12 protein-coding genes are annotated in these 18570 nt (G+C 63.3%); 10 read left to right on the top strand and 2 right to left on the bottom strand.

Annotated features, from left to right (window positions below):
* The first annotated feature begins 225 nt into the window (after positions 1 to 225).
* The 10 genes from M1E05_RS15055 to M1E05_RS15010 all read left to right on the top strand — a co-directional run bounded on the left by M1E05_RS15055 (position 226) and on the right by M1E05_RS15010 (position 16035).
* Entirely contained in the window at positions 226 to 1551 is a 1326-nt protein-coding gene (locus tag M1E05_RS15055; protein WP_461163405.1) for an RDD family protein, read from the top strand.
* Positions 1548 to 2627, top strand: coding sequence for a PP2C family protein-serine/threonine phosphatase (locus tag M1E05_RS15050; protein WP_461163404.1), 1080 nt, complete (start codon positions 1548 to 1550; stop codon positions 2625 to 2627). The genes M1E05_RS15055 and M1E05_RS15050 overlap by 4 nt, the downstream gene beginning before the upstream one ends.
* Entirely contained in the window at positions 2614 to 4485 is a 1872-nt protein-coding gene (locus tag M1E05_RS15045; RefSeq protein WP_461163403.1) for an FHA domain-containing protein, read from the top strand. Before M1E05_RS15050 ends, M1E05_RS15045 begins: the two co-directional genes overlap by 14 nt.
* Complete coding sequence (locus tag M1E05_RS15040) at positions 4482 to 6329, top strand: protein kinase domain-containing protein (RefSeq protein WP_461163402.1); 1848 nt, start codon at positions 4482 to 4484, stop codon at positions 6327 to 6329. Before M1E05_RS15045 ends, M1E05_RS15040 begins: the two co-directional genes overlap by 4 nt.
* 64 nt (positions 6330 to 6393) lie before the next feature.
* Positions 6394 to 7098, top strand: a complete 705-nt coding sequence (locus M1E05_RS15035; protein WP_461163401.1) for a hypothetical protein — start codon at positions 6394 to 6396, stop codon at positions 7096 to 7098.
* A complete protein-coding gene (locus M1E05_RS15030; protein ID WP_461163400.1) occupies positions 7095 to 11582 on the top strand; it encodes an FtsK/SpoIIIE domain-containing protein in 4488 nt (1495 codons plus the stop codon). The genes M1E05_RS15035 and M1E05_RS15030 overlap by 4 nt, the downstream gene beginning before the upstream one ends.
* A gap of 176 nt (positions 11583 to 11758) precedes the next feature.
* Positions 11759 to 14101, top strand: a complete 2343-nt coding sequence (gene ligA, locus M1E05_RS15025) for an NAD-dependent DNA ligase LigA (protein WP_461165260.1) — start codon at positions 11759 to 11761, stop codon at positions 14099 to 14101.
* Positions 14098 to 14910 carry an inositol monophosphatase family protein gene (locus M1E05_RS15020; RefSeq protein WP_461163399.1) on the top strand — a complete coding sequence of 271 codons (813 nt, stop codon included), beginning with the start codon at positions 14098 to 14100 and terminating at the stop codon, positions 14908 to 14910. The genes ligA and M1E05_RS15020 overlap by 4 nt, the downstream gene beginning before the upstream one ends.
* Positions 14911 to 15056: 146 nt before the next feature.
* On the top strand, positions 15057 to 15569 hold the full coding sequence (locus M1E05_RS15015) for a GNAT family N-acetyltransferase (RefSeq protein WP_461163398.1): 513 nt from the start codon (positions 15057 to 15059) through the stop codon (positions 15567 to 15569).
* An 82-nt stretch (positions 15570 to 15651) separates the two neighbouring features.
* A complete protein-coding gene (locus tag M1E05_RS15010; RefSeq protein ID WP_461163397.1) occupies positions 15652 to 16035 on the top strand; it encodes a RidA family protein in 384 nt (127 codons plus the stop codon).
* Here M1E05_RS15010 and M1E05_RS15005 read toward each other — a convergent pair.
* Together M1E05_RS15005 and M1E05_RS15000 are read right to left on the bottom strand one after the other, a co-directional pair.
* Positions 16032 to 16700, bottom strand: coding sequence for a response regulator (locus M1E05_RS15005; RefSeq protein ID WP_461163396.1), 669 nt, complete (start codon positions 16698 to 16700; stop codon positions 16032 to 16034). The two genes, M1E05_RS15010 and M1E05_RS15005, sit on opposite strands and share 4 nt — an antisense overlap.
* Positions 16693 to 18408, bottom strand: coding sequence for a sensor histidine kinase (locus tag M1E05_RS15000; RefSeq protein WP_461163395.1), 1716 nt, complete (start codon positions 18406 to 18408; stop codon positions 16693 to 16695). Before M1E05_RS15000 ends, M1E05_RS15005 begins: the two co-directional genes overlap by 8 nt.
* Positions 18409 to 18570: the final 162 nt, after the last annotated feature.

The raw sequence follows: 18570 nt of genomic DNA, 5'->3' as shown, positions 1-18570 counted from the left end.
CAGCTGATCCGCGCCGGAGCCACTTTTTGCACGGCATGTGGCGTCCCGTTAAACAACAGGGCCGCCAGGAGTACCCGCAACGCGAATCACGGGCAGCAGGCACGGGAGGAGTGGCTGTCCGCGCACCGCCCCTCAATTCCCGGTAATATCCCGATAGTGCCTGGTCAAACAGGGCACAATTCCGGCCACGGAAATGGGGGCCTTGGACGAGGGGGAGAAGCCGGAATGGCAGCACGACTTGAGGTAGTACCCGCAGCTGCCGGTACACGCCTTGGCGCCGCCGTGCTCGACTGGCTTCCGGCCTTTGCCGTGTTGGCAATCAGCTTCACCATCGGTTTCGCTGGCGTGACGCGGACGCTCAGCGGAGGTTTCATCATCTACGACACGTCTACGGTGGTCCTCCTGGGCGGAATCGGCTCGGCTCTCGCGCTCGTGTACGCACTGGTCCTGATGGGGATCGAAGGCCGCACGGGCAACACGCTCGGAAACCAGATCATGGGGATTCGCAGCGCCGATAAGGATGGCTACGCTCCTGGCGCTGGTCCCGTCTTTCTCCGCGGCATTATTACAGGGGCCGGCATCATCCTTGCCATCCTGGCGGCGATTGTGCTGGTAGCCCTGAAAGCGTTCGATATAGCGCTCTGGATCGTTGCTCCGCTGTTCCTCCTCGGAAGCGCGTGGGCTGTCATCGTGGTTGTCTCAAACACCTGGGACAAGAACAGTAACCTCCGCGGGTGGCACGATGCCGTGGCGAAGGCACTCGTGTTCGATATCAAGGCGGGCAGGAATCCTGTCACCACCGGCGGTATCCAGGGCCCTTACAGCTTCGCCCCCCTGGATCTCCCGCCGGTCCAACAGGTTCCGTCCCCGGTTGCCGGAGCTGCCTCCACGGCACCGCAGGTCATAAACGCCCAGCAGCTGAACCTGCCGGGCAGCCAGGCCTCTGAAGCTCCGGCTCCAGGCGGTGCCGCATTGGACCCGAACAAATGGCAGGCCCCTGCAACACCCCAGCCCTGGTCGGCTCCGGCTGCCGGGCAGGCGGCACCTCCGGTCCAGCTGCCGGCCCAGGTCCAGCTGCCCGCACAGGTACACCAGCCTGCCGCTCCAGCTCCAGCGCCAATGGCCCAGGCACCGGCATCCCAGCCGTATTCCGCCGCCGCCCATCCCGATGACGACCACGAGCGTACCCAGCTGAAGGGCGCACAGCCGCCAGCGCCGTTGGCTGTCCTCCGGATCCGACTCGACGACGGCCGCGACTTCGAGCTCGACCGCACTGTCCTGATCGGGAGGAATCCTGCGGCGCATTCAGGGGAGCAGGTCACGCAAATGCTCGCGATTCAGGATCCGGGCCGTTCCATTTCCAAAACGCATCTTCATCTCCTTTCGGACCGTGATGGAGTCTGGGTCACAGACCGGAATTCCACCAACGGCAGTGCCGTCACCACCCCCGACGGCGTCCGCACCCCTTTGCAGGCAGGCCAGCCGGCATACGTCCGCCCAGGTTCCACCGTCCACTTCGGTGACCGCACTTTTCATCTAGGACAAGCATGAACACCGAGCCGGACTCCTCCACACCTCCTCAGCACACCGAACACGGACTGCAGCTGAGCTGCGGTTACGGAACGGACCGCGGATTGCGGCGGGAACTCAATGAAGATTCCTTCATCGCATCGGACCCGGTGTTTGCCGTGGCGGATGGCATGGGCGGCCATGAGGCGGGGGAGATCGCAAGCGGCATCTGTGTTCGTGTCCTGGCTGGAATGCCGCAACTTGCTACAGGCGAGCGAACCGCGACGGCCGCCGTCGTACAGCAGTACCTGATAACTGCAGATGAGCGCATCCGGGAAGCCACGGGCTCAAGGGCAGGCACCACGCTCACCGGTGCCGTAGTGGTGGAGCAGATGGGCCTGCCGTATTGGCTTGTGATGAACATCGGGGACTCCCGGACATATCGGCTCAGCCAGGGCGGATTTTCACAGGTCACCGTAGACCACTCCGAAGTCCAGGAACTGGTTGACGCCGGTGAGATCACCCCGGAGCAGGCAACGGTCCACCCGCGCAGGCATGTGGTGACACGGGCCCTCGGCACGGGCGACGAAACCGAAGCGGACTACTGGCTCCTACCCGTTGAAGAAGGTGACCGCATCCTCATCTGTTCGGACGGGCTCAATGCCGAACTCACCGATGAGCACATCTTCCGCATCCTCAGCACCGTGGGCCACCCCCAGGATGCTGTTGACGCCCTGATCCAATCCGCGCTTCGCAGCGGCGGCCGGGACAATGTCACAGTCATCGTGGTCGACGCCAAGAACGTCTTGAACGACGCCGGCGCTGTCACCACAGCACCACGCACGGTGGTTGCGGCCGAGGAAGAAGACACGCTTCCGCGGAACCTGATCAACGCCGGAATGGATGACCCGCAGCAGGAAAGCCAAGAGGGTGGCGGCGAAAAGGACCCGTCGTCAGGTTCGGGAGCGGATCCGGAGTCAGATTCAGACGCGGGTTCAGCGGCAGTGCCAGAGACCAGGCCAGAGGCGGCGGATACCGACATCGGCCAGGCGCCACAGACCGAAGGCAGCCCTGCCGCCGTCCAGGAAGACAGGGAGCAAGGTCATGGTCTCCAGTAGTTACAGCCCGGGGAGCTGGATCGGTGTTGTCCGGTCCGGCACTGCCGTATTGCTGCGTCCGGAGGCCGACCCCGCGCTGGTCCATTCCCTCTGGGGGCTGTTGGGAAATTCCGCCGAGGTCCATGAGGTCCTCCATGCTGTCACTAGCGCTTCCGGCGGATCTTTGGCCCAGATCCCGTCGTTCGGCATTGTGGACTTCAAGCATTCCCTTCGCGTTTTCCTCCGCGGCGATATCGAGTTGACAGCTCACTTGGCCGAGGGCCCTGTTGAACTCAACGGACGCGATGTCACCACCTGGACTGAGCGTCACCTGGCGGATCCACAGTGGTACACCGTGACGGTTCCGGCCGGGAGTGCCGGAGGCGCCGAGTTGCCACTGGCTGATGGGGTTGTGCTGTTGCAGGGCCTGCGCATGGACCGCGAAGGGGTTTCTGATGTGCAGGTTCCGCTGGCTCGGGTGCCCTCCGCGCTGCTGCCGGAACCCGTTGTGCCCGAACAGCAGATCCTGGCGCGGCAGCTGCCGGAACCGCCGGTCCAGGCGCCGCAGGTGCCGGAACGACCGGTAGAGGTGGTGCCGGAGCTGGTGCCTCCTCCCGCCGTCGTGGTCCTGCCCGAAGGGAACCTGCCGGAAGGGAACCTGCCCGGAGCGACCGAGAAGGTAGCGATTGATCACGGGGTCTCGCAGGAGACCGTAATGGGCATCCACGACGACGATGAAGACTACGACGACGACGACGCCGACGTTGCTGAACCGGTTGAAGAACCTGATTCCGCCGCAGTATCTGATGTGCCCGAGGAGGTCGCCGCCGTCGAAATGACAGGCAGCTACGATCACCTCTGGGAAAAGACAGTGATGCGGAACATCGAGGATGCCGCTGTTCGGGTAGACCCGGATGCCGACGAGGCTGCCCAAGGGGCAAGCACCGGGCCTGCGGTGACCGGCAACGAACCAGCTGAAGAGGACCCTGAAGCAGCGGACCAACCATTGGCCGTCTCCTTCCAAGAGCACGTTCAGGAGCCAGCCCAACAGCCTGCTGAGCCATCAGCCGCGCCGCTCCAGCAGGGCGGTTTGATCGACTCGGTGCCATGGCGCAGCGGTTCTTCCAATGCGTCCTCCGTCTCGACGCCTCCTTCCTTTAGCTCGCCGTCCAATCCGCCGTCCAATCCCGCGCCGTCCAATCCACCGTTCAATGCGCCGTTCAGTGGGCAGCCGAACATACCCGCGTCCAACAACCGGTCCGAGCAGCCGCTCCTGGTGGTAGCGCCAGCGCCCGTCCTGCCGCTGGTGGATGACAGCGACCATGACGGTCAGACCATCATGAAAAGTGATCTGGCCGGGATGGCAGCAGCCGGCCAAGCTTCCGTCCCCGGCAACGGTGACGCGAACGGTGACCGGACAGGGCCCAGGGTCCTCGCCCGTGTTTGCCCGCAAAACCACGCAAATCCTCCTACTCATTCCGAGTGCTCCACGTGCCACCAGCCTCTTCCCGATGATGCAGTCCAGGTCCCGAGGCCTGCGCTGGGCCGGATGCGGGTGTCCACTGGCGAGCTGATACATCTGGACCAGTCGATGATTGTGGGGCGGCAGCCTTCTGTTTCCCGTGTTCAGGGCGGTGTCATGCCCAGGCTCGTCCAGGTGGCCAGCCCGAGCGGAGACATTTCACGTTCCCACGTGGAGGTGAGGCTCGAGGGCTGGCACGTTATGTTATGCGATCTGAAGGCCACGAACGGCACAGTCCTGGTCCGCGAGGGGCAATCTCCACGGCGGTTGGCTCAAGGTGAGATGGCCATTCTCCTGGACGGGGACATCGCTGAACTCGGTGATGACATTTCCTTACGGTTTGAGGAGATCCGTTGAGTTCCAAACGTCCCCCCGCTCCACCACCCCGCATTCCCGGCTTCACCTACGTCAGCCTCCTTGGCTCAGGCGGTTTTTCGGATGTGTACCTCTATGAACAGGACAGGCCCCGCCGCAAGGTGGCCGTCAAAGTTCTGCTCTCGGGCCTGAAAACTGATGGTGCCCGACGACGGTTCGAGTCTGAGGCCAACCTCATGGCTCAGCTGTCCTCGCACCCGTATATCGTCACCATCTTCGAAGCCGAAGTGACTGACGACGGGCATTCTTACCTGGCAATGGAGTACTGTTCCAGGCCAAGCCTGGACATCAGGTACCGTCGGCAGCGTTTCAGCGTGGACGAAGTCCTTGCTGTGGGCATCCAGGTGGCCTCCGCCGTCGAAACCGCCCACCGTGCCGGCATCGCCCACCGGGACATCAAGCCCGCCAACATCCTGGTCACCGACTACAACAGGCCTGCCCTGACTGACTTCGGGATTTCAGGGACCCTGGGAAGCGATGCCGATGAGGACGCCGGGATGTCCATTCCCTGGTCCCCGCCGGAGCAGTTCCGCGACGGTCCGGTGGATGGCATCATGGTGGACGTTTGGGCGCTGGGAGCCACGCTGTACACCCTCCTGGCCGGGCGCTCTCCCTTTGTCATGCCGGGTGCTGACAATTCCCAGCGTGAGCTGATTTCGCGTATCTCCAATATGCCGGTTCCACGGCTGGGCCGCGCCGACGTCCCTCAGTCCCTTGAGCTGGCGTTGTCGACGGCGATGGCCAAGTCCCCGACTTCCCGGTACTCCTCCGCCCACGCCTTTGCTCTTGCACTCCAGCGCATCCAGGCTGAACTGAACCTGTCTGTGACGCCCTTTGAGGTTTTGGAAGAGCCGCAGCACGACGACGGCCACCCGGATGACGGCTTCGAAGAGACCCGGGTTCGGAGCGTCGCTTCGATTGACCCCGAGCTGACCGGCAGCGCTCCCACGTTCCCCGGACGGACCCGCCCCCTCGCCGGTGAACCGACCCGCCAACCAGCCTGGCAACCAGCCGCTCAACCAGCCGCTCAACCGGCCGGGCCGAAGGCTCAGACGCCTACTCCCGTGGTGACTCCGCCACCCGCTTCCCAGGTACCGGGGCAGTTGTTCGCGCCCAAACCCGAGGATCGTACGGAGTCTGGACGGCAGGGTCCCGGCACGGCGTACGCAGCGGGGAACACCACCGGCTACGCTGCGGGGAACAACACCGAACAGGACGATTCGGTCCAGGCAACCATGCTGCGCGGACCAAGGGCGGTAGCTCCGGCCCGGCCAGCCGGCGGCCCTGGCCCACAGGCTGCCCTTGGACAGTACGCAGCAAATGAAGACGTCCGGGATAATGACCTGGCCGCCACGGTCAACCGTCCCCGGGCAATGGGTGAGGCAGATGCCGAGGAAGTTCCCGAGGACACCGGGAAACGGAACCTCTGGCTGGCAATCGCCGGTGGAACCATTCTGGTTGTGGCGATCATCCTCGGAATAACGCTGTCCCAGACGAGGCCCGAACCGCATGTAGTCGCCACGGAACAGTTCAGCCAGCCACCCGCTGATCCCTTGGACGATGGCGTTGTTCCTGACATCGAGAATTTGAAGGCAGTCGATGGAGCACCGGGCAAGGTGATTTTCACGTGGACCAACCCCAGTCCGAAACCGGGCGATGTCTATAAGTGGAATCTTGACGGAGGACCTGTCGAGTCAACCACTGAGCCAAGAGCTGAGATTGTTGCAAACCCGCCGGGGGAGTTCACCTGCATGACTGTGATCCTTGTCCGCAGCGACGGCACTGCTTCCGAGGGAAAGTCGCTGGACGCACGCGAATGCCATTGACTGTAATCGCACGTACCAGCTCATGGAACGCATCCGGTATTGCCCTACGAGGAGGCACGGAAATATGGGGGATCTAGCAATAGATTTCTGTGGCGAGTGGCACGAGCCGTCAGACGAGGACGTCTTCAGCATCGGCCGCGAGGGTGACCTTGAGGTGGACGACAACCCCTACCTGCACCGGAGATTCCTCCAGATCGCCCAATATGACGGGATCTGGTGGCTCAGCAACGTCGGCAGCATGCTCTCTGCCACCGTCGCGGACGGTTCGGGGGGAATGCAGGCCTGGCTTTCGCCGGGGGCGCGGATCCCGCTCGTCTTCAGCCACACCAACGTGATCTTTACGGCTGGTCCGACTACCTACGAGTTTGCCGTGCACCTGAAGACCCCGTCTTTTCGGCAGGAGATCCGGGACGACGAGAGCGGAGGGGATACAACCATCGGGCCCGTGGTCTTTACAGACTCCCAAAAGGCGCTGATCGTCGCCCTGGCTGAACCAATGCTCCGCCGTGAAGGAACAGGCTTCAGCGCCATTCCATCCTCGGCCGCGGCAGCAAAAAAACTTGGCTGGGCCCTGACCAGATTCAACCGAAAGCTGGACAACGTGTGCGACAAACTGGACCGGGTCGGTGTTGCCGGACTGCGCGGCGGAGGCGGGAAGCTGGCTACCAACAGGCGCGCCCGTCTCGTAGAACATGCCGTGACATCCCATTTGGTAACTGTCGATGACCTGTATTTGATCGAAAAGATGAGGGGAGTCGAAGAAGGGTGAGAATCCGACTGACGCTGCGCCGGGACCCGGCCGAAGCTAAGGATCTGGCCGTTACCGTGGACGGCCTGGCCACGGTGGCGGACATCGCCGTCGAGCTCTGGACTGCAGATCCGGAACGGCGAGGCACGCCGGCACCCCCCAACCTCACCCTGAGCATCGATGAAGCCTTTGTGGCCGGCGGCATGACGGGCAACGTCCTCAACAGGACGGACAATCTTTTGGAGTCGGGGCTCCGGCCGGGTTCCGTTGTTTCGCTGACGCAGGTCAGTGAGCAGTTCGCCGTCCCGGGGGCCAACCGGGGTCCGGCCGCGGCAACGCTCCGGATCCTGACTGGTCCCGACGTCGGCCAGGAATTTTCATTGCCCACCGGAACCAGCTACATCGGCCGGGGCCGGGACGTGGACATCAGGCTGTCGGACCCCATGACGTCGAAGCGGCACGCCCGGATTACGGTGGGAGAGACGGTGGAGATCGTCGACACGAACTCCGCCAACGGGCTCATCATGGATGGATTACCCGTCACCAGGGCTACGCTGAACTCTTCAGACACCCTGATGCTTGGAGATACCACCGTGGCCGTGGTGTCCCTGTCACGCAACCAGGCGGCAGCACCGACGTCGCCCCTCGTCGATTTCAACCGTTCCCCCAGGGTGGTGCCGCGCTTCGAAACTCCCAAGCGCGTGCTGCCGGCCGGGCCGAAACGCCCGGATAACCACCCTTTTCCGTTCATCATGCTCATCGCCCCGTTGATGATGGGCACGGTTCTGTGGATCGTGACCCAGAACGCCATGTCGGCGATGTTTATGGCCATGATGCCGCTGTTCATCGTCGGGCACTATGTGGACCAAAGGATGCGCAGTAAGCGGGAGCGGAAGGAACAACTGAAGCAGTTCCGTGAATCGATGGCAGCGTTCCGGCGTGACATCACTGAGCTCCAGCACGTTGAGCGCTCAGTACGCCTCCAGGAGGCCCCGTCGGTCAGCGACACAGTGGACTCCATCTACAAACTCGGCCCGCTCCTCTGGACCCACCGGCCCGAACACGCTGGCTTCCTGGGGATCCGTTTTGGCCTGGGTACTGTTCCGTCCAGAGTTCCCCTTGAAGAACCGGGCAGCAACGACACCGAGCCGGAGTTCATGCAGGAGCTCCAGGACTGCCTGAAGCAGTTCCAGATCATCGAAGGCGTGCCGGTGGTGTCCCAGCTCCGTTCAGCAGGCTCGTTCGGGCTGGCCGGAGCCCGGGGTCTCGTCGACGACGTCGCGCGGGGAATAGTCCTTCAGGCTGTGGGTTTGCATTCGCCCGCGGAGGTGGTGGTCACTGCCATCACCTCGGCTGAGTCAAAAGACCGGTGGGGCTGGCTGCAATGGCTGCCGCACGTCGGATCAGGGCATAGCCCGCTGAACGGGGACCACCTCGCGGCCGGCTCGGCGAGCGGATCCACCCTCCTGGCCCGCCTTGAAGACCTGATCGAGCAGCGCGAGGCGGCGGCCAAGACCCAGGGTTCCCAGTCGCGGCCGGCCATCGAGGCGGACAAAGAGGAACTTCCCGGCCCGGTGTTGCCCTCGGTCCTGGTCATTGTCGAGGATGACGCTCCAGTGGACCGTGGACGGCTCACCCGGCTCGTGGAGCGTGGACCGGATTCAGGCGTGCACGTGATGTGGGTTGCTTCGAGCGTTCAGTCCCTGCCGGCAGCTTGCCGGGACTTTATGGTGGTCGACGGCGATCACGGTACCACTACCGGCCAGGTCCGGCTCGGGCGCCACACCTACCCTGTCAGCTGCGAGAGCCTGGACGCCGAGCTCGCCCAGCAGCTTGCACGGATGCTCTCGCCCGTCGTCGACGTCGGTAAACCTGTCGACGACGAATCGGACCTTCCCCGGGCAGTGTCCTATGCGACGCTGATCGGGAAGGACTTCATGGACAACCCGCAGGCTGTGGCGGACCGCTGGAAGGAAAACAATTCCGTCCGGGCCACGGCCGTCCCCAACCGCAAGGACAACGGCACACTGCGCGCCCTGGTCGGCTCGAAGGGCGTAGAGCCGCTGTACCTGGACCTGAAAAACGAAGGTCCGCACGCTCTGGTGGGCGGAACCACAGGGGCCGGCAAATCGGAGTTCCTGCAGTCCTGGGTGATGGGCATGGCCGCCGCTTACAGTCCCGACCGGGTCAGTTTCCTGTTTGTCGACTATAAGGGCGGCGCGGCCTTCGCTGACTGCCTTCACCTCCCTCACACCGTTGGACTCGTGACCGACCTGTCACCGCACCTGGTGCGCCGTGCACTGACGTCCCTGCGGGCCGAGCTGCACTACCGGGAACACCTGCTGAACCGGAAGAAGGCCAAGGATCTGCTGGGTCTTCAACGGGAAGCTGACCCTGAAGCGCCGCCGTATCTGATCATCATCGTGGACGAGTTCGCGGCCCTCGCCACAGAGGTTCCGGAATTCGTGGACGGCGTAGTCGACGTCGCGGCCAGGGGCAGGTCCCTGGGACTCCACCTGATCCTCGCCACACAACGGCCGGCAGGCGTCATCAAGGAAAGCCTCCGCGCCAACACCAACCTCCGTGTGGCCCTGCGAATGGCCGATGAGGACGACGCCACAGACATCCTTGGCGTTCCCACTGCCGCCTACTTCGACCCATCCATTCCCGGGCGTGGTGCTGCCAAGACCGGTCCAGGCCGCATCCAGGGCTTCCAGACCGGGTATGCGGGTGGCTGGACCACGGAAAAGCCCCAGCGTCCCCAGATCGACATTGTGGAAATGGCCTTCGGGTCGGGGGCAAGCTGGGAGCCTCCTGCACCGGAAAACCCCGTCAAGGAAGAGCCGGCCGGGCCCAATGATATTGCCCGTATGACGGCGAATATCATCAAGGCCGCTGAAGTGCTTGCCATTGAATCCCCGCGAAAGCCGTGGCTGAACGAGCTCGCCACCACCTACGATTTTTCCAAGCTTCCCAATCCCCGGACCGATGAGCGGCTCCTGCTGGGGGTGGCCGACGATCCCGCGCACCAGGACCAACCGACAGTCTTCTATGAGCCGGACCGGGACGGCAACATGGCGATCTACGGAACCGGCGGTTCCGGGAAGTCGGCGGCCCTGAGGGGAATCGCCATCGCCGCGGCAGTGACACCCCGGGGTGGACCGGTTCATGTTTACGGCATTGACTGCGGTTCTTCGGGACTGAAAATGCTCGATGAACTCCCGCACGTCGGCGAGGTCATCAGCGGCGACGACGTCGAGCGCGTAGGGCGCCTGTTGCGCTGGTTGCGGGACATGGCCGATGACCGATCAGCTCGTTTCGCCGAAGTGCGGGCATCCACCATTGTGGAGTATCGCAAACTCTCAGGCAGGCCTGCCGAAAAGCGGATCTTCGTGCTGGTGGACGGTATGTCGGCCTTCCGCGAGACGTATGAGTTCAGCAGGCTGTCTGCGCTCTGGGACATCTTCCTGCAGCTCGCCACTGACGGCCGGCCCCTCGGTATCCACCTTGTGGTGTCCGGAGACCGCCCCAACTCGGTACCGGCGTCGCTGTTGGCATCCATCCAACGGCGGCTTGTCCTGCGGTTGTCTTCTGAGGACGACTACATGTCCGTCGATGTGGCCAAGGACGTTCTGAGCAAAACGTCTCCGCCAGGGCGCGGGCTCCTGGGGAACAACGAAGTTCAGCTGGCCGTGCTCGGCGGGAACTCCAACCTGGCTCTCCAGGCCAGAGAGGTGCACAAGCTCGCCCAGGCGATGCTTCGGCAAGGAGTCGAGAAGGCACCGCAGATCGAACGTCTGCCGGACCAGGTGGACCTGGATATCCTTCCGGCGGGACGTCCGGACGCGCCTGTGATCGGCGTGGACGACGAAACGCTGCAACCCGCCGAAATTCTCGCGAAGGGACCGCTGCTGTTGGCAGGTCCCCCTGGTGCCGGCAGGACTGTGGCCCTGGTAACCATGGCTTATGCCCTCCGCCGCTCCAATCCCAACACGGAGCTCATCTATATCGGATCCCGCCGCTCAGCAGTGGCTTCTCTGCGCGTCTGGAACCGCTCGTTCGTGGGAGTGGACGATGTCCAGGAGGCCCTGGACGATCTTACGGAGTCCTCCACGGGCAATCCGGGGAGCCTCGCCATCTTTATCGAGGGCCTCACTGAATTCACGGACACCATAGCGGAATCCGGCATCGGGCGCCTGGTGACGGCGTCGATTAAGGCGGATCAATGGGTGGTGGGCGAATCCGAAACGTCCACCTGGTCCTCGGCCTGGTCCCTGGCGCAGCCGTTCAAGTCCGGGCGCCGGGGCCTGCTCATCAACCCGGGAGATATTGAGGGGGACAGCCTGCTCAATACATCATTGGGCCGGATCAGCACCGACTTCATTCCCGGACGAGGCTACATTGTGGGGAGGGGCAAGGTGCGCAAACTCCAGGTGGCGCTGCCCCCGGAGGACCGTGCCTACGGGGAGTCAGCCCTCAGCGGGGTGGGTGCGGCCGGCGTCTAACGCAGATCCGGCGGTCGGAGTCCGCTGACAGGAAGGCACGGGAAGTGCTCCGCAGGTTCAAGCGGCGGTCCGGGCCTTCCTGTTTACGGCCTCTAATTACTGCTTTCTGGCGGTCGGACATTGTCAGCCCATTAAGGCAAGATAGGTCTGTGAGCACAGCACCGGGAAATGAAGCACTGGCAGACGACGCAGCACCGGCAGAAAAGGCAGCACCGGTTCAAACTTCCGCCGGCGCGGTACCACCCGAGGACCTGCGGGAAGAGTATGAGGCCCTTGCCGATCAGGTCCGCAAACACCGCTTCGCCTACTACCAGCAGGACGCACCGCTTATTTCGGATGCGGAGTTCGACGAGCTTTACCGTCGGCTTGAAGCACTGGAGGCCCTGCATCCGGAACTCGTGTCCAACGATTCCCCCACACAGGAAGTCGGCGGAGAAGTTTCCGCTGCCTTTGCCGCCGTCGAGCATCTGCAGCGGATGTACAGCCTGGAGGACGTCTTTTCCCTCGAAGAGCTGAGGGCGTGGATCACTAAGGCAGAGGCCTCCGTGGCAAAGCTGGGTGGCAATAACAACGGAAGGCCTAAATGGCTGACTGAGCTCAAAATCGACGGCCTCGCCGTCAACCTCCTCTACAGGGACGGGAAGCTCGTGCGGGCCGCCACACGTGGAGACGGCACCACCGGTGAGGACATCACCCACAATGTCCTGACCATCAAGGAGATCCCCCAGGAGCTCAAGGGCAGCGGCTTTCCCGCAGAAATGGAAGTGCGGGGAGAAGTCTTCATTCCTTCCGACGCCTTCGCGGAGTTCAATGCAGCCCTGATCGAGGCTGGAAAAGCCCCGCTGGCGAATCCGCGAAACGCGGCCGCCGGCTCCCTGCGGCAAAAGGACCCCGCCGAAACCGCTAAACGGCCGCTCCGGATGTTCGTGCACGGAATCGGCGCCCGCGAAGGGCTGGACACCGGGAGCCAATCGGAAACATACCGCCAGCTCGAGAGCTGGGGGCTGCCGGTCAGCCCTTATTTCGAGGTGCTCGACGGGCTTGAGGACATTCTTGAGTTCATTGCCCGTTACGGCGAAAAGCGCCACAAGCTGATGCATGAAATCGACGGCATCGTGGTCAAAGTCGATAACTTCGGCACGCAGCGCGCCCTCGGCTACACCACGCGCGTGCCACGCTGGGCGGTCGCGTACAAGTACCCGCCGGAGGAAGTCCACACGAAGCTGCTGGACATCGCTGTCAACGTCGGCAGGACAGGCCGGGTGACTCCGTTCGGCGTGATGGAGCCAGTCAAAGTCGCCGGATCAACCGTGGAAATGGCAACGCTTCACAACCAGGATGTTGTCAGGGCCAAGGGCGTGAAAATAGGTGACATCGTGGTCCTCCGGAAGGCGGGCGACGTCATCCCGGAAATCGTGGGGCCGGTCCTGGCCTTGCGCGATCTCCAGGATCCTCCGGTCCGGGACTTCGTGATGCCCACCGAATGCCCGTCGTGCGGAACTCCGCTGGCGCCGGCCAAAGAGGGCGATGTGGACATCCGTTGTCCAAATGCGCGTTCGTGCCCCGCCCAGCTTCGTGAGCGTGTTTTCCACCTGGCGGGACGCGGTGCCTTTGACATCGAGGCGCTTGGTTGGGAGGCTGCGATCGCCCTTACCCAACCTGCCGAGCCGGAGACCCCGCCCCTCACCACGGAAGCCTCGCTTTTCGATCTCAAGCCCGAGGACCTGGCGAATGTGCGCATCCGGCGTGAGAAGCGCTCGAAGGGTGTGGGCACCGGAGAATATGAACTGGTGCCGTATTTCTTCTCTAAGCCCACGGCCAAGTCACCCTCGAAACCCACGGCCAATACCGAGAAGCTCTTCAAGGAACTCGAGAAAGCCAAGTCCCAACCGCTGTGGCGGGTTCTCGTGGCGCTGTCCATCCGCCATGTTGGCCCCCGTGCTTCGCGTGCGTTGGCCACTGAATTCGGCAGCATGGACGCCATCCGCCGGGCTTCCGAGGACCAGCTTGCCCATGTCGACGGAGTCGGACCAACCATCGCGGCAGCCGTGACGGAGTGGTTCGCTGAAGACTGGCGCCGGGAAATCGTCGATGCCTGGGGTGCGGCCGGAGTGCGGATGGAGGACGAACGGGACGAATCAACGCCACGGACGCTGGAGGGGCTGACCATTGTTGTCACCGGAAGTCTTGAACATTTCAGCCGGGATGAAGCAAAAGAAGCCATCCTGATCCGTGGTGGGAAAGCGTCAGGTTCGGTCTCGAAGAACACGAGCTATCTGGTCGCCGGTGAAAGCGCCGGAACCAAACTGGACAAGGCGGAGCAACTGGGCGTTCCCGTGTTGGATGAGGAGGGCTTCCGGGAATTGCTGGCGAACGGACCGGCAAAAGCGACGGGCGTGGAACCTGATTCCGCCGCACATGACGCTGGCGCAGCCCCTGCCGGCAGTCCCGGCGGGGACACTGAGCCCGCCGAGGACAACGACGAGATGCAACTCCACGAGGCGGGAGGCGCTCAATGAGTACCGACCATACGCAACTGCTGGAACTGGCCAAGGAAGCCGCTGCCGCTGGTGCCGCTGTCCTGGCCCGCCGGAATGCCGCCGAGCTGAAGGCGAGCAACAAAGGCGCTGCCGGCGACTGGGTGACGGCCTTCGACGTCGCTGCCGAAAACGCGGTCCGTGATGTCCTCGTTCAGGCCCGGCCCAACGACGCCATCACCGGAGAGGAATACGGCACGCACATGCCTGCGTCGCCCAGCGGTTACCGCTGGTCCATCGATCCCTTGGATGGAACCACCAACTTCATCCGCAACATCGTTTACTACGGAACATCCGTGGCGGTCGCGGATCCCGACGGCTTCTGGCTGGCCGGGGTGGTCAACGCCCCTGCCCTGGGCAAGTTGTTTTACGCGTCCAGGGGTCAGGGCGCCTGGCTGGAGGAGGGAGGCCGCGTCACCCGGCTGAACGGCCCCGATCCCGGTCGCCCCGGGCAGATCCTGGCTTCGGGATTCAGTTACGACCCCGAGGTGCGGGCCGAGCAGGCAAACGCCCTGGCCGGCTTTATGGAGGGCTTCGCGGACCTGAGGAGGCTCGGCTCGGCTGCCTTGGATCTTTGCCTTGTGGCTGACGGTACACACGACGCCTACGGCGAGCGGGGGCTCAACGAGCACGATTTCGCGGCGGGTGCGCTGATCGCCGAGGAGGCTGGTTGCTGGGTGCGCCGACCCCGTCTTACCAGCCCGCTCGATGGCGGTCCCTCCCTTGAGGAGCGCTTGTCCGCGTGGACTTGTGCGGGCACGCTGGAAATGTCAGGCAAGTTCCCGCTTTGAGCCTTTGAGCCTTTGAGCCTTTGAGCCTTTGAGCCTTGTGCCGGCGCCGGAGGTGGGGGTCTTGTGCGGGCGCCGGGAGTGATAGTTCAGTCACGGAAATGATGTATTCGCAATAGTAACGGGGAACGCACGATTACCATTGCCACGTGCCTTCGCAGATTCTCATACGCCCGGCTGTCCCCGCAGACTACGATTCCGTAGCCCGCATCACACGGGACTCCTATCTCGCTGCCGGCTACTTTGAAACCGCCGAGCACCCGTATATGCGGCAGATTCAACAAGTAGATGCCCGGGCGGCGGAAGCTACGGTGTGGGTGGCTGAGCGTGCGGGGAAAGTGATTGGCTCGGTGACGTTGGCCGTGGCCGGCGAGCCCTTCGCGGACATTGCCCTGGAGGACGAACTGGAGTTCCGCATGCTGGTGGTGGATCCGGCGGTACAGCGAAGCGGGGCGGGCAAAGCCATGGTGGAGGCCATTCTTGACTACGCAGGCTCCCTGGACGGGATCAAGGGAGTGTCGCTGACCACCGGCATGACCTGGGAAAGCGCCCATGGGCTGTATAAGAAGACCGGATTCCAGCGGGTGCCTGAACGTGACTGGCTGGTCCCGGGCACCGACATAAAGCTGCTCGTTTACCGGCGGGACCTCCCGGCGACCTAAAGTAGTGCCGACTCCATGACCCTGCTGCATCCGGAGACGGCAAACAGCCGTCTGCCGGGATGCAGCACTGCGAAAGGCACAGATGCGCAAGACGTTTGGCTCCGGCTCCGCCTGGGAAAAGATCCTTGGTTATTCACGTGCCGTACAGGTGGACAACACGCTCTACATCTCGGCTACCGCTGCCAGTGGCGAGGACGGGATTGTGGGCGAGGACTTCTACACTCAGACCAAATTCATCCTCGAGAAGCTGGGCGTGGTACTGGCCGATGCCGGGTTTGAATTCTCTGACGTGGTCCAGTCCAAGCTCTACCTGACGGACATCAGCCAATGGGAAGAGGCAGGCCGCGCCCACGGCGAAGTCTTCGGGGAAATCCGCCCCACCCTGTCACTGGTTCACGTGCTGCCGTTCCTTGACCCGAAAATGCTGGTGGAAATCGAGCTTGTGGCCCAGAAGGGTGCCAGCTAGCTTCGCGCAGGCGGCAGTCCGTAGCGGTGTTCGGGCCGGCCGGTGGTGCCGTAGCGAAGCTGGATATCGACCGAGCCGTCATCCGCCAGGGAAGACAGGTAGCGCTGTGCAGTAGCTCGTGAGACGCCCACCCGCGCTGCTACCTCCGCGGCCGAATACTGTTCCCCAGGGACCAGGGACTCCAGAACAGCTGCTTCCGTTGCCGACCGGGGCCGCGCAGACGGGCTGACCTCACCGGGAACCAGCGCGCGTTTGGCCCGCTCGACAGTCTCCTGATCGACGTTTCCTGGCTGGGCGAGGATACGGCGGTAACGGGCATAGGAGCGCAGCTGCTGGGACAGGGACTCCGAAGTGAAAGGCTTGAGCAGGTACGCGAGGGCCCCACGGCGGAAGGCAAGCCGCAGCGATCCGGTGTCCGAGGCGGCGCTCAACATCATGGTGTCGACGTCGAGCTGCCGGAGCAGATCGAGCCCCGATGCGTCCGGCAGGTACACGTCCAGCAGCACCAGATCCGGGCGCAGGCTGTGGATGGCCATGAGTGCCTGGGAGGCAGAACCTACGGGAGCCAACGCCAGGAATCCCGGCACAGAATCCACATAGGCAGCATGGAGTTTGGCCACGTGGAAATCGTCATCCACAATCAGCACCCTGAAATCCTCAGACACCGTTGTCCCTTCCTGATGAAACCGTCATGCCGGTGTCCGTTGTACCCGGGAGGGTAGCCATGAACACCGCTCCCGGTCCTCCGGCTGTACCCTTCTCAAGAACCGTGACGTCCCCGCCCCGCCGCCGGGCCAGCTGGCGGGCGAGGGCGAGGCCCAGTCCCTGGCCCCCGGCCGGGCGAGCCGGCGTCGTCGAACTTCCTGCAGTGGTAAACCCCTCCGAAAACACATCGTCAACGTGTCCGGGGTCCAGTCCGTCCCCGGAATCGGCCACCACAATATGCAGGGTCCCCCCATCCTCGCCCGGGGCATCCAGAGCTTCCACCTCAACCCAGCGATCGGCAGCCGCACCGGCGACGGCCGCATTTACGGCATTGTCGATGAGGTTGCCAAGCACAGTAGTGACGTCCTGGGGATCTGTGACATGTCCACGCACCAGTGTTTCCGGGCCGATGCGCAATGCCACGCCCCGCTCATGCGCTTCCACACCTTTGGCTCCCACAAAGGCCTGAAGATATGGATCCTGCAGCAACTCAGCCTGGTCCACCGGAAATTTCAAAGGGCCCGTCGCCACCAGTTGCCCCAGATACTCCTGTGCCTGCCGGAACTGTCCGATGCTCATGAATCCGGCAAGGGTGTGCATCTGATTCGCGAATTCGTGGCGTTGGGCCCTCAACGCCGTGGACATGGTCCCAACAGCATCTAGTTGGCGTGTCAGATGCTGCAACTCGGTGCGGTCCCGCAGCATGATGACCCAGCCGAGGTCCTCTTTCCGGTGCAGGGCTTTCCGTGCGCTTGCGACGACCACCCGGGCGCCGACAACAAGTTGGATTGCATCCCTCTCCTGTGCGTCGGGCTCCGTCAGTGCTTTCAGCTGGGCGGGAAGCGGGGCCTGGGTCCAAGGAGTCCCGGTCAGATCGTCAAGGTCAAGAAGCCGCTGGGCTGCTGCGTTGAAGACACTGATCCTGCCGTCGCCGGAGATGCCGATAACGCCCTCGTCCACACCCTGAAGGACAGCAACCTGGTCGTGGACAAGGGTGCTGATTTCTTCCGGTTCCAGCCCCAGCGTGAGCCGGTGCAGACGCCGTCGCAAAAGGAACGATGCCAACACGCCGGCCAGGAGGGCTCCGGCCGCGGTCACTCCAATGGGCACAATATCCCGGGCAAGGCTCCGGGAGATGCTCTCCGTGGAATATCCCACGCTCACTTCGCCGACTACAGCCGAGGAGTCAGGGGCAAAAACGGGCACCTTCGCCCCGGCGGAAGGACCTAGCGTGCCTGTGTTCCGAGTGGTCACTTCCTTGCCCGAAAGCGCATCGGAAGGATCTGTGCTTACCTTTTCCCCCAGGCGGTCGGCATCAGGGTGGGCCAGGCGGAGTCCAGTCTCGTCAGTGATCACCACAAAAAGTGCCCCGGTGCGGTTGCGGGCACCTTCCGCCGCAGCCATAAGCGGACCCTTTATCAGCACTGATGCCGGGGGAGTGCCCTCCTTCCGGCTTATGGACTGCACCTCGGCACGGACCGAAGGATCAGAAGCTACGGTTCGGGCCAAGGTGAGCGCCTGGTTTTCCGCCTCGCGGCCTAAACGGTCAAAGGTGAGCCAGGCGTGCATTGCAGCGCTGAGCAGGACTACGAGCAATACGACGCCAAGCTGCAGGAACAGGGTTTGTGTCGAAAACCGCAGGGGAAGACGGGAGGTGGAGCGCTTCATGATCCTCCTGTCGATCCCCTCAATCCAACTGGCCCTTGCCGAACCGGTGCTGAATGCGTCTGCCGCATGGCTGTGAGCTAAATGAGCAAAATGCTCCCAATAAGCAGTATGCCAATCAATTGAGCCAAAGGCACAGCCGTGATCGAGGCCACTATAACGTCT

The organism is Arthrobacter sp. R4-81, assembly GCF_054792365.1.
The sequence above is the reverse complement of the archived record's forward strand: the minus strand, read 5'-3'. Positions and strand labels throughout refer to the sequence as shown.

Bases quoted from the DNA above. Each gene is read 5' to 3' on its own strand.
- M1E05_RS15020 (WP_461163399.1), top strand. From the start codon at position 14,098: ATGAGTACCGACCATACGCAACTGCTGGAACTGGCCAAGGAAGCCGCT.
- M1E05_RS15010 (WP_461163397.1), top strand. From the start codon at position 15,652: ATGCGCAAGACGTTTGGCTCCGGCTCCGCCTGGGAAAAGATCCTTGGT.
- M1E05_RS15050 (WP_461163404.1), top strand. From the start codon at position 1,548: ATGAACACCGAGCCGGACTCCTCCACACCTCCTCAGCACACCGAACAC.
- M1E05_RS15035 (WP_461163401.1), top strand. From the start codon at position 6,394: ATGGGGGATCTAGCAATAGATTTCTGTGGCGAGTGGCACGAGCCGTCA.
- M1E05_RS15000 (WP_461163395.1), bottom strand. From the start codon at position 18,408: ATGAAGCGCTCCACCTCCCGTCTTCCCCTGCGGTTTTCGACACAAACC.
- M1E05_RS15045 (WP_461163403.1), top strand. From the start codon at position 2,614: ATGGTCTCCAGTAGTTACAGCCCGGGGAGCTGGATCGGTGTTGTCCGG.
- M1E05_RS15055 (WP_461163405.1), top strand. From the start codon at position 226: ATGGCAGCACGACTTGAGGTAGTACCCGCAGCTGCCGGTACACGCCTT.